Genomic DNA, 11728 nt, shown 5'->3' with positions numbered 1-11728 from the left:
CCGAGCTCGACACCCTGCTCGCCGGGTGGGCTCGAGGACGAGCGCAAGGTCCTCGACGTCCTCTCCCAGGGCCCGCCGGTCGGCCGCTCCCGCAACGCGAACGGCTCAGCCGGACCGGTCGGGTCGCTCCTCGACAAGGGGCTGCTCGTGCGCCGCGACGCCGACACCGTCGAGCTGCCCCGCCAGGTCGCGCTGGCCCTGCGCGGCGACCGTCCGATGGGGCCGCTGGACCTGTCCCGGCCGGACGTCCCGCTGCGCGCCAGGGAGACCTCGGTGGTCGACGGCACCGGTGCCGGGGCCGCACTGGAGTTCCTGCGCCGCACCGACCTGCTCCTGGAGTGGCTGGCGCGGGAGTCGGTGCCGGTGCTGCGGTCGGGCGGGTTCGGCGTCCGCGAGCTCAAGCGGGCGGCGAAGGCGGCCGACCACCGACGAGCCGACCGCGGCGCTGATCCTGGAGGTCCTGTACGCCGCGGACCTCGTCGGGGCGACCGAGTCGGTGACCCCGGAGTGGCTGCCGACCACCACCTGGGACGTCTGGGGCACCGGCCCGGAGGAGTCCCGCTGGGCGGTGCTGGCCCAGGCCTGGCTGGAGCTGCCGCGGCTGCCCGGGCTGGTGGGGCGCCGCGACGAGACCGGCAAGCCGATCACCGCCCTGTCCGACGGGCCGCGCCGGCCCCCCGCCGCGCGGGACCGCCGTCGCGTCCTGGACGCGCTCGCCGATCTCGCACCCGGCACCTCGGTCGGGTCACCGGAGGACCTGGCGCGGCTGCTGGCCTGGCACGCCCCGCGCCGCGGCGGCCGGCTGCGCGACGAGACGGTCGGCTGGACCGTCGCCGAGGCCACCGCGATCGGCGTGGTCGCCCTCGACGCGCTCACCACGGCCGGACGGGTTCTGCTCGACCCGGCCCTGCGCCCGGACCCGGCGCACCCCACCCGGCACCCCACCGAGCTGGCCGCCGCACTGCACGCGGCGCTGCCCGCCCCGGTGGAGGAGATCCTGCTGCAGGCCGACCTGACCGCCGTCGCACCCGGGCGGCTGTCGGCGGACCTCGCGCACGAGCTCGCGATCCTGGCCGAGGTCGAGTCCGCGGGCGGCGCCACGGTGTACCGCTTCACCGAGCGCAGCCTGCGCCGGGCACTGGACACCGGCCGCACCGCCGACGACGTCCGCGCGATCCTCGAGGCCCGCTCCCGCACCCCGGTCCCGCAGACCCTGACCTATCTGGTGGACGACGTCGCCCGCCGGCACGGCAGGCTGCGCGGTGGGGCGGTCAGCTGCTTCCTGCGCTCGGACGACGAGGTGCTCCTGTCCGAGGTGCTCGCGCACTCCGCGGCCGAGGAGCTGGGGCTGCGCCGGATCGCCCCGACCGTCATGGTCAGCTCGCTGCCGTTGGCCGAGGTGCTCGACGGGCTGCGGGCCGCCGGGTTCAGCCCGGCCGCCGAGGACGCGGGCGGTGCCGTCGTCGACCTCGGGCCGAAGGGGCGGCGCACAGAGCCGCGGCTGCGGCGCGGCACCCGCGACGCCGGCCGGGTCGTCGACCGGTCCCCGACGAACCGGGCCGAGGAGCTGGTCGAGCGACTGCGGGCGGGGGACCGCCTGGCCGGGGTGCGCGACAGCGTCGCCGGGCGGCGTGAGCTCACCGGCGCGACCGGGAACCTGGCGTCGTTGCAGGAGGCCGTGCGCGAGGGCCGGACCGTGTGGATCGGCTACGTCGACGCCCACGGGGTCGCCGGGGACCGGGTGCTCGCGCCGGTCTCGGTCGGCGGCGGCTACGTCGAGGGCCGCGACGCGCTCGACGGCGAGCTGCGCCGGATCCAGCTGCACCGCATCACCTCGATCGCCCCGGTCGACGCCGGAGCGGAGCAGCCGGCCGGGCGCGACCAGGCCCGGGGGTGAACGGATCCCCTCGCGGGAGGGACGCGCTACCGCGGCGGCGCCGGCACGGGATGTGCCGGCGCCGCCGTCGGGTACGGGTCAGCGGGCGCCGGCGGCCATCCGCTGGTGCATCGCGTGCTGCACCAGCGCGATCAGGGTCTCCTTGGTCGACTGCCGGTGCCGGGCGTCGCACACGACCATCGGGACGGCCGGGTCGATCGACATCGCCTCGCGCACGTCGTCGAGGCTGTGCTGCAGCTGCCCGTCGAAGGCGTTGACACCCACGACGTAGGGCAGTCCGCGGTCCTCGAAGAAGTCGATCGCGGCGAAGGAGTCGGCCAGGCGCCGGGTGTCGACGAGGACGACGGCGCCGATCGCGCCGCGGACCAGGTCGTCCCACATGAACCAGAACCGCTGCTGGCCGGGCGTGCCGAACAGGTAGAGCACCAGGTCGGCGTCCAGCGAGACACGACCGAAGTCCATCGCGACGGTCGTCGACCGCTTGTTGGGGGTGGCGGAGAGGTCGTCGTGCGACGCACTCGCCTCGGTCATCACCGCCTCCGTGGTCAGCGGCATGATCTCCGAGACCGACCCGACGAAGGTGGTCTTCCCGACGCCGAACCCACCGGCCACCACGATCTTGGCCGACATCGTCGCGGCACGGGCCATCCCGGCCGCGGGCTGGGGCGGCTGTGGCCTAGAGCCGACGGAGTCCACTCAACACCCTTTCCATCAGCGCGAGGTCCGGCGCGTTGCCGGGGGTGCTCGCGGTCTGGTGAACGGTCACCGTGCCGTTCGAGGCCATGTCCCCGAGCAGCACCCGGGCCACGCCCAGGGGGAGCGACAACAGCGCCGCGACCTCGGCCACCGAGCGGGTCTGCTCGAGCAGCAGGTCGGCGACGGAGCGGTGCTCCATCGGCAGCCGTTCCAGCTGGCTGCGGGCCCGGTTGCTGACCGAGACCAGGGTCTCGATGGCCAGCTCGTAGCCCGACTTGGTCCGTCCCCGCGTCCAGGCGTAGGGCCGGACGAAGGCGGCACCACCCGCGGACGGGGGCACCGGCGGCGGCGCTGCCACTGGGTCGTACGTGGGGTTCTGCCCCGTGTTCTGGGCCGGTTGCGGCGCCGGCCGGTCCGGTCGGTCACCGCCCCGCTGGGCCTCCAGCTCGGCCGGGGTGGGCGGCAGCCCGTAGGCCGCCGACCCGCCGATGGGGCCGGTCACCTCGCCCGGGTTCGGCGGCGGGACCCGGCGCGCGGGGGCGGCACCCTCCGGCTCGACGTCGTCCTCCGGACGGTTGCGCCCCCATCGGCGCTTCTTGGGCGTGCGCTTGGAGTCCAGGCTGAACCCGTTCATGACGTCGGCGAACGTCGGCTCGGGGCCGTGTCCGCCCGGGTCCTGGGTCATCGGATCTCACCCGCTCTGGTCGATCCTCGGATGGGGTGCATGACGGTAACGCGTCCTCGGGTCCGGAGTCGTGGCCTCAGGGCCCGAACGAGCCCTGCAGCTCGGCGCGCAGCTCCGGGGTGAGCAGCTGGCCGACCCGGTCGACCAGCAGCGTCATCTCGTAGCCGACGAGGCCGATGTCGCAGCTCGGCGAGGCGAGCACGGCCAGGCAGGACCCGTCGCTGATCGACATCAGCAGCACGATCCCGCGGTCCATCTCGACGACGGTCTGCACGACACCACCGGCGTCGAAGCAGCGCGCGGCGCCCTGGGTCAGGCTGACCAGACCGGATGCGACGGCGGCGAGCTGGTCGGCCCGGTCGCGCGGCAGCCGGTCGGAGGCGGTCAGCAGCAGTCCGTCGGTCGACACCACGATGGCGTGCGCGACACCCGGGACGCGCTCCGCGAAGTTGGTGACCAGCCAGCCGAAACGGCTCTGGCTCGGCTGTGCCTGCGGTGCCCTCACTGGTTCTCCTCGGGGTCGGACGAGTTCGGTCGGTCCGCGGCGGGCTCGGGGGTGCCGGTCGCGGTGGTGTCCTGCGGGGCCCGGGGGCCCTGCCGGTCGTGCTGGTCCTGCCGGTCGTGCTGGTCCTGCGGGTCGTGCTGGTCCTGCGGATCGGAGTCGCCGTCGACCGTCTCGGTCGTGCCGGCGAGTGCGTTGCGACGGACACCGGAAGCGCTCTCCCGGCCCTGACGCACGCCCTGCTGGTAGCGGGCGAGACGGCCACGGACGCTCTCGGCGTCCCTCGGCTCCGCCGGAGCGGGGCTGAGCACGGTCGATCCTGCCGCACTGCCCGGGAGCAGTCGCGCCCGCGGGCGTCGCTTGGGCAGTCCGGCGGTCGTCAGCTCGTCACCGGCGGTCTCCGAGTCGTCGCCGTCGGTGGCCTCGCGGGCCTGCCGCCAGACGTCGTCGGCGGGGGAGGCGAAGGCCGCCGGGGGCGCCGGGGCGTCGGCCGTGGCAGGGGCCGGGGCACCGGCCGGGGCGCCACCGTTCGGGCCGGCGGCGTCCTGCCAGCGGACCGGCACCGACCGGTTCGAGCGGAACCAGGCCGAGGCGATGTCGTCGAAGATCGGGGTGGTCTGACCCATGTCGAACCCGGTCTGGGCCCGGGCCGACTCGACCGCCCCGGGGCGCCGGAGCTGACCCCGATCGCCCTCGACGGCCACCTTCGGCGCGAACAGCTCGTCCTGCGAGGAGCCGGCGGAGGCCGCGGCGAGGCTCGCCGGACCGCCGGCCCGGCCACCCTCGCGCTTCGGCAGCGGTGCGGGCTCCTGCCGACCCGTCGCCGGCTGGACCTGCTGACCCGGACGCGCCTGCTGCTGGACCGGCTGAGCCTGCTGGGGTGCGGGCTGCTGCGGGCCGCGGGCCGGTGCCGGGGGCGGGCCCTGGCGGCCCGGACCGCGGGTGGGCAGCGCCGGCCCGGCGCCGCGGACCGGCATGACCGGGCGGCGCGACGGCGAGGGGCGGGTCCCGTTGGTGCGGGCCGGGAGCGGTCCGCCCATGGGTGTGCGGCCGGACGTGCGGACCGTCGGGAATCCGGCGGTCTCGGGGTCGCTGCGCGTCGGGGCGGTGTCCCCGGTCCTGCCGTCGCCGGTGTCGCCGTCCCCGGTGCTGCTGTCCCCGGTGCCGCTGTCTCCGGCCCCGGTGCTCCGGGCGGCGCCGTCCTCGGCTGCGGTGTCCGCGGGGCGGGCGCCGTCGGCACCGGTCCCGGGAGTGTCCGTCGAGCCGGCGGCACCGGTGGCGTCGGCGGCGTCGTCCTCGGCGAGGTCGGGCCCGGTGTGGCCCGCCTCGACCTCGGCGACCCCGGAGGCGTCGGCGTGGTCGGTGTCGCCGGACGGCGCGCTCACCTCGGTGTCGGCCGCGTCCTCGGTGCGGGCAGTGTCCGCGGCGCCGGCCTTGTCGTGGGCGTCACCGTCGGTGCCGGGGGCGTCCGCGCGGTCGGCGGGGGCCGGGGGGAACGGCGCGATGCCGTTCGTGCGGGCCGCGACCGGGGTCTCCTGCGGGGTGGTCCCGTCGGTGGAGTCCTCGGCGGCGCCGTCGGTGTCCCGGTCGGCGACCGTGCCGGTGATCCGGTGGTCCGGGGTCCCGTCGGTGCCCGGGGCGGCACGGTCCTGATCGGCACTGTCCTGACCGGCCCCGTCCCGGTCGTCGGATCCGGCGTCGGTCGCCTCGGAGCGCTCGTCGTCGGCCGGGGCCTGCCGGTGGTCCTCGGGACCGTCACCGATCGCCCGGTCCAGGACGACGGTGTCGTCCATGTCGCGGTCACCGCGGGCCCGGGCCGCGGCGGCCGCCGCAGCGGCACCCGCCAGTCCGAGTGCGGCCGCCGACGGGGCAGCGGTGCCGCCGGAGCGGTCCGCCTCGGTGCCGGTGCTGTCGGCGTTGTCGGTGCTGTCGGCCGGGGCCGTGGTCGACTCGGTGCCCTCGGTGCCGTCCTCGGTGTCGGCGAGGGCCTCGGCGCCGGGGCCGGCGTCGCCGGACGGGCGGTCGTCGGCGCCGTACGGCGCGGGGCCGGTGCCCCGGAACGCCTCGGCGCCGCGCGGGGAGTCGCCGTCGGCGGGACCGGGGCTTGCCTCGTCGGCCGGGGTGAAGACGTCGGCCGGGGTACGCGCGTCGCGCCCCCCGTCCTGCGACGGCGCGAAGGCCGACAGACCCTGCGGGGCGGACTCGTTCAGGGTCGGGGCCGGTCCGTCGGCGGTCTGCCCACCGGCGTCGCCGGGGGCCGCGTTCTTCGTCAGCGACGACCCCGGACGGCGAGTCGGCAGGCTCGAGCCCGAGCCGTTGCGCGGCGTCGTGGACGAGGACGCACCGGCCTCGAAGGTCGGGGTCATCGGGCCGTCGGAGCCCGCGACCATCGACGGCAGCGAACCACCGCGACCGTTCCCGTTCACCGCGGTCGGGGCGGCCGACGGGGGCCCGTCGGGCGCTCCGCCACCGGTCAGCGCCGGGGCGGGCACCTGCGGGGCGTGCTGGTCGCCACCCTGGGGCGGCACGCCGCCCCAGCCGCCCGGATCGCCGTCGCGGCGCTGCTCGGGCAGCTGCGCCGAGGGCACCAGCTGCGGCGGCACGGTCACCGAGGCGCTCAGCCCACCGGAGCCGCCGCCGACGGCGGCCGAGGCGAGCCGGACGCCGACGCGGTGCCGGGCGGCCAGCCGGCCGACCACGAACAGGCCCATCCGCCGCGACGCCGACACGTCGACCTCGGCCGGGCCGGACAGACGCTGGTTGGCGTCGACCAGCTCGGAGTCGGTCATGCCGACGCCGCGGTCGGAGATCTCGATCAGCAGCGACTCGTCGGCGGTGCGGGTCGTCGTCATGACGACCTGCGAGTCCGGCGGCGAGAAGTTCGTCGCGTTGTCCAGCAGCTCGGCCAGCAGGTGCACGAGGTCGTTCGCGGCACGACCGGCGATCGTCGCGTTCGGCGGGGTCTGCACGACGACCCGCTGGTACTGCTCGACCTCCGACACTGCGGCCCGCAGGACATCGACGACCTGCACCGGCGCCACGTTCCGCTTCGCCAGGTCGGTGCCCGCGAGGACCAGCAGGTTCTCGCTGTTGCGGCGCATACGGGTCGCGAGGTGGTCCAGCTGGAACAGGTTCGACAGCTGGTCCGGGTCCTGCTCGTTGCTCTCCAGCTGCTCGATCAGCTGCAGCTGGCGCTCGACCAGCGCCTGCGAGCGGCGGGAGAGGTTGACGAACATCGAGTTGACGTTCTGCTGCAGCGCGGCCTGGTCGGCGGCGAGGCGGATGGCCTGGCCGTGCACGGCGTCGAAGGCCCGCGCCACCTGGCCGATCTCGTCGCGGCTGTCCAGCGGGACCGGCTCGACGAGCGCGTTCGGTGCCTGACCGGAGCGCATGCTCTGCACCGCCGCGGGCAGCTTCTGCTCCGCGACCTCGAGCGCCGAGCTGCGCAGCAGGCGCAGCGAACGGACCATCTGCCGGCCCAGCAGCAGGATGATGCCCGCGGTCAGCAGGATCGTGAGCATCAACAGCACGGAGTTGAGGCCCGCGGTGTTGCCCGCCTGCTCGGCGGCCCTGGCCCGGCCGTCGACGAACGCCTGCTGGGCGGCCGCCGTGGACTGGTCGACCGCGGCGACCGAGCGGTCGACGGCGGTGTTCCACGCGTTCGGGTCCACCGGCGGTGCGACGCCCGGCGGGACCGACAGCGCCTGGTCGCGCAGGGCGTTGCGCTCGGCGTTCGCCTGGCCCGCGGCGAAGTTCCCGAAGGACTGGGCCTGCTCCGGCGTCAGCGAGGACTGGAAGTCACCGGCCGCGGCCTGGAACGAGGCCTCGGCACCGGTGGCCTGTGCGCGCTGCTGCTCCTCCAGCGTCCCCGCGGCGAGCGCGCCACCGATCACGGTGCGCTCGAGCTGCAGGGCCTCGCGGGCGCTCGCCCCGGCGGCGATCGCCGTGGTCAGACCCGCGGTGTCGGCGGTCTGCAGCCGCCCCACCAGGGCCCGGTCGAGTCCCAGCGTGCGCTGGACGACCGCGGTGTAGCGGCCGGTGAGGTCGGCGGCCGGGGTCGGGCCCTCGGCGACCTGCGACCGGATGACCGGGAGCTGGCCCAGCGTGGTGTCCGCCTGCCGGCGGGCCGTGGCCAGGTCGGGGGCCTGCTGCTCGGCGGTGTCGAGCCCTGCCGTCGTGGCCTGCAGCGCCTGGTCGGTCGTGGCCTGCGCCCGTTCGACGACGGCCCGGTCACCGAGCCGGTTGCCCGCCACGAAGCGGACCGCGGCGTCGCGCTCGTTCTGCAGCGCGCCGGTCAGCGTCTCGATCTGGCGGTGCACGTCGACCAGTCCGCTGCCGCGGCTGAGCTCCTCGGCCACGTTGGCCTGGTCGACGACGCGGATGGCGCCGATGGACAGGGCGAGGACCGTGGGGACCAGGCCGACGACCGCCAGCTTGGCGACCAGGCTCCAGTTCCGCGGGTCGAGTCGCTCCGACCACGTGCTCGGGCGTTCCGTGCTGGTCACGGTGGTCACGGCGAGATCTCCCTGTCGGTCTCCGGTCCGGGGACGGGCGGCGCGGCGGGCACGAGGTCGGGGAGCATCAGCTGGTCCGGTGCGCCTTTCGGGGTCACGACGGGACCGCTCGACCGCATCGCGACCGACACGGGGCGGCGGTTGCCGCGTCCCGGGGGAGTCGGACGGATAGGATCGTGTCGGGTCCCGTCTGTGCGTGACGGACGGCTGCCGAGTCTAGCCCCCGGAACCCTCGTCTCCCGAGTGGCGTATGGCCGGTTGCTCCGTCGTCACGTGACGTGACACACGTCGACCGTTCGTCTCCGCTCGGCGTCCGGCGGACCCGCCCCGCCCCGTTCTCCGGCCTCGAGAGGATTCGTTCCGTGACCGACGGCCCCCTGATCGTGCAGTCCGACAAGACGCTGTTGCTCGAGGTCGACCACCCCGACTCCGCGGCGGCCCGTGCGGCCATCGCGCCCTTCGCCGAGCTGGAGCGGGCACCCGAGCACGTCCACACCTACCGCGTCACCCCGTTGGCCCTGTGGAACGCGCGTGCCGCCGGGCACGACGCCGAGCAGGTCGTCGACGCGCTGGTCCGCTGGGCCCGCTACCCGGTCCCCCAGCCGCTGCTGGTCGACGTCGTCGACACGATGGGGCGCTACGGGCGGCTGCAGCTGTCCAACCACCCCGCGCACGGCCTGGTCCTCACCGCGCTGGACCGTGCCGTGCTGGAGGAGATCCTCCGGCAGAAGAAGATCAGCCCGATGCTGGGCGCCCGGGTGGACGACGACACCGTCGTGGTCCACCCGTCCGAGCGGGGGCACCTGAAGCAGGCACTGCTCAAGGTCGGCTGGCCCGCCGAGGACCTCGCGGGCTACGTCGACGGCGAGGCCCACCCGATCGCCCTGGAGCAGGACGGCTGGACGCTGCGCGACTACCAGCGCCACGCCGTCGACGGGTTCTGGGAGGGCGGCTCGGGCGTGGTCGTGCTGCCCTGCGGCGCGGGCAAGACCCTGGTCGGTGCGGCCGCGATGGCCAAGGCCGGCGCGACCACCCTGATCCTGGTCACCAACACCCGTGTCCGGGCGGCAGTGGAAGCGCGAGCTCGTCGTCGCGGACGTCGCTGACCGAGGAGGAGATCGGCGAGTACTCGGGCGAGAAGAAGGAGATCCGCCCGGTCACCATCGCCACCTACCAGGTCGTCACCCGCAAGACCAAGGGCGAGTACAAGCACCTGGAGCTGTTCGACTCCCGCGACTGGGGCCTGGTCGTCTACGACGAGGTGCACCTCCTGCCGGCCCCGGTCTTCCGGATGACGGCGGACCTGCAGTCCCGTCGCAGGCTCGGTCTCACCGCGACCCTGGTCCGCGAGGACGGCCGTGAGGGCGACGTGTTCTCCCTGATCGGCCCAAGCGCTACGACGCCCCGTGGCGCGACATCGAGGCCCAGGGCTGGATCGCGCCGGCCGAGTGCATCGAGGTGCGGTCACGCTGACCGACGCCGAGCGCATGTCGTACGCGACGGCCGACGCCGAGGAGCGCTACCGGACGGCGTCGACGGCGGACACCAAGCTCAACGTCGTGCAGGCGATCCTGGACCGGCACAAGGGCGAGCAGACGCTGGTCATCGGGGCCTACCTGGAGCAGCTCGACGCGCTGGGGGAGAAGCTCGGCGTCCCGGTCATCCAGGGCTCCACCCGCAACCGGGGCGCGAGAAGCTGTTCGACGCCTTCCCGCGGCGAGATCACGACCCTGGTCGTCTCCAAGGTCGCGAACTTCTCCATCGACCTGCGGAGGCGACGATCGCGGTGCAGGTCAGCGGGACGTTCGGGTCCCGGCAGGAGGAGGCCCAGCGGCTCGGCCGGCTGCTGCGCCCGAAGAACGACGGTCGCCAGGCGCACTTCTACTCTGTGGTGTCCCGCGACACCGTGACACCGACTACGCCGCGCACCGGCAGCGGTTCCTCGCCGAGCAGGGCTACGCCTACCGGATCGTCGACGCCGACGACCTCCTCGGGCCCGCCCTGCCCGACGCCCCGCTGAGCACGCTCACCCGGACGCGCGACCTCCGCGCGTCGCTGATCAGGGGCACACTGAGTCGAGTCCACGACGCCGGAGGAGGGCGCATGCCGACCGCCCTCTGGGTCCTCGTCGGGGTCGCGGCGTGGCTGGTCGTGTCGGTCGTCGTCGCGCTGGTGCTCGGGCGCGTGCTGCGCATGCGGGACCGCAGGTGCCCGACCCGCCGCCCCGGCCGGGTCCGCCGTCCGCGGTGGCCGCCGGTGCGGCGTCGTCCGGTCGAGCCGCCGCCGTGCGGCCGTCCGCAGAGGCCCCGCCCGGCTGAGCGCCGCCGTGACCCCGGGCCGGGCGGTGCCGGGCCCTGAGACAGGCGGTGCCGGGCCCCTGAGACGGGGCGGTGCCGGTTCCGGGGTGGTCTCCGGGCTCGTCCCGAGTCCCGGCGGGCGCCCGGGCGACACCGTGGAGCCATGGAGAACACACCGAGCACGACCGGTACCGCGTCGACCCGGGACCGACGCCTTCGAGGCACCGAGCGCGCACACGGGATCATCGAGAACGGCGCCGAGAACGGCCCCCGAGATCACGGGGATCACCGGGTCGACGAGCAGCCGACCGCCCGGATCGCTGCGGATCCCGACGCCGGGGGTACCGAACGCACCGAGGCCGATCCGGTCACCGACCGGGTGCCGGTGTCGAGGATAGCGCGACCCCTGCCCCCACTCCCCGCCGCCTCCGGCCCGGACGCGGCCGCCCGGCCCGTTCGGGGACCTCGGGGCCGGCGCTCACGGCCGTCACGCGCACGCCGGCACGCCCTGCCGAGGCCCCTCCGGCGCCGGGCCCCGGCCCGCGACGCCCGGGATCGGCGACCGCGTCGCCGCGTTCCGGCTCCGGCGCAGCAGCACCGACCGATGCTCGGCGGTGTCTGCGGTGGTCTCGCCGCCGACCTTGGGTGTGGATCCCGCGCTGCTGCGCATCGCGGTCCTCGTCCTCACCCTGTTCACCGGCGGCGCGGCGGCGCTGGTGTACCTCGCCGTCTGGCTGATCGCGCCCGCCGCCTGAGCCCGTGCCGGGAGCTCAGTCCCTCTGTCGGCCCGCCCGGCCCGTCGTCACCCGGCTGTCGTCACCCAGCCCGTCGACACCCGGCCCGACCAGTTCGCCAGCCGCTCGGTCGGTCCCGCCTCCGGACGGTGCTCCACGACCGGCCCGAACGGCACCGGACCGCCACGCGGCTCGGCGGGCAGGAACGCGCGGGCGGTGGCGAGCGCAGTCGTCGCCAGGTCCGGGTCGGCCTCCGGTCCTGCCCCGGTCGCGACGGCCAGGTCCCAGCCGTGCACGAGCGTCTCGTTCAGGAACACGGTCAGCGCGTCCCGCGCCGGGACCTCGCCGAACGCCAGCCGCGCGACCCGATCGAGCAGCGCCTCGCCCTCGGGGCCTTCCCAGG

The 11728-nt window shown here is 75.5% G+C and carries 7 protein-coding genes and 2 pseudogenes; 4 read left to right on the top strand and 5 right to left on the bottom strand.

Annotated features, from left to right (window positions below; translation table 11 throughout):
- Positions 1-496 precede the first annotated feature (496 nt).
- Positions 497-1897 (top strand): helicase-associated domain-containing protein, encoded by a 1401-nt coding sequence (locus KPL57_RS71630; RefSeq protein WP_226359429.1) that lies wholly within the window; start codon positions 497-499, stop codon positions 1895-1897.
- 78 nt (positions 1898-1975) lie between these two features.
- Here KPL57_RS71630 and KPL57_RS64970 read toward each other — a convergent pair whose 3' ends face one another.
- From KPL57_RS64970 to KPL57_RS64955, 4 genes are all read right to left on the bottom strand, one after another.
- Positions 1976-2545 (bottom strand): ATP/GTP-binding protein, encoded by a 570-nt coding sequence (locus KPL57_RS64970; protein WP_086002304.1) that lies wholly within the window; start codon positions 2543-2545, stop codon positions 1976-1978.
- Positions 2546-2573: 28 nt separating this feature from the next.
- Positions 2574-3278 carry a DUF742 domain-containing protein gene (locus tag KPL57_RS64965; RefSeq protein ID WP_198932229.1) on the bottom strand — a complete coding sequence of 235 codons (705 nt, stop codon included), beginning with the start codon at positions 3276-3278 and terminating at the stop codon, positions 2574-2576.
- Positions 3279-3354: 76 nt separating this feature from the next.
- A complete protein-coding gene (locus KPL57_RS64960; RefSeq protein WP_020623626.1) occupies positions 3355-3783 on the bottom strand; it encodes a roadblock/LC7 domain-containing protein in 429 nt (142 codons plus the stop codon).
- A complete protein-coding gene (locus KPL57_RS64955; RefSeq protein ID WP_226359428.1) occupies positions 3780-8294 on the bottom strand; it encodes a nitrate- and nitrite sensing domain-containing protein in 4515 nt (1504 codons plus the stop codon). The genes KPL57_RS64960 and KPL57_RS64955 overlap by 4 nt, the downstream gene beginning before the upstream one ends.
- Before the next feature lie 362 nt (positions 8295-8656).
- Here KPL57_RS64955 and KPL57_RS64950 point away from each other — a divergent pair.
- The 3 genes and pseudogenes from KPL57_RS64950 to KPL57_RS73800 form a co-directional block, all read left to right on the top strand.
- Positions 8657-10292 (top strand): annotated as a pseudogene (locus KPL57_RS64950) (DNA repair helicase XPB); the annotation flags it as partial.
- A gap of 105 nt (positions 10293-10397) precedes the next feature.
- Entirely contained in the window at positions 10398-10652 is a 255-nt protein-coding gene (locus tag KPL57_RS64945; RefSeq protein ID WP_226359430.1) for a hypothetical protein, read from the top strand.
- A 586-nt stretch (positions 10653-11238) separates the two neighbouring features.
- On the top strand, positions 11239-11346 hold the full coding sequence (locus KPL57_RS73800) for a PspC domain-containing protein (RefSeq protein WP_374204002.1): 108 nt from the start codon (positions 11239-11241) through the stop codon (positions 11344-11346).
- 47 nt (positions 11347-11393) lie between these two features.
- On the opposite strand, the pseudogene KPL57_RS64935 reads toward KPL57_RS73800, so the two are convergent.
- Positions 11394-11728: pseudogene (locus KPL57_RS64935) on the bottom strand (TIGR03086 family protein); the annotation flags it as partial.

This window comes from Pseudonocardia sp. ICBG601, from assembly GCF_020496245.1.
Note: the sequence above shows the minus strand (reverse complement) of the source record. Positions and strands in the feature narration are given on the sequence as shown.

Excerpts from the sequence above, each read along its gene's own strand:
- KPL57_RS64970 (WP_086002304.1), bottom strand. The coding sequence starts at position 2,545 with ATGGCCCGTGCCGCGACGATGTCGGCCAAGATCGTGGTGGCCGGTGGG.
- KPL57_RS64965 (WP_198932229.1), bottom strand. The coding sequence starts at position 3,278 with ATGACCCAGGACCCGGGCGGACACGGCCCCGAGCCGACGTTCGCCGAC.
- KPL57_RS64945 (WP_226359430.1), top strand. The coding sequence starts at position 10,398 with ATGCCGACCGCCCTCTGGGTCCTCGTCGGGGTCGCGGCGTGGCTGGTC.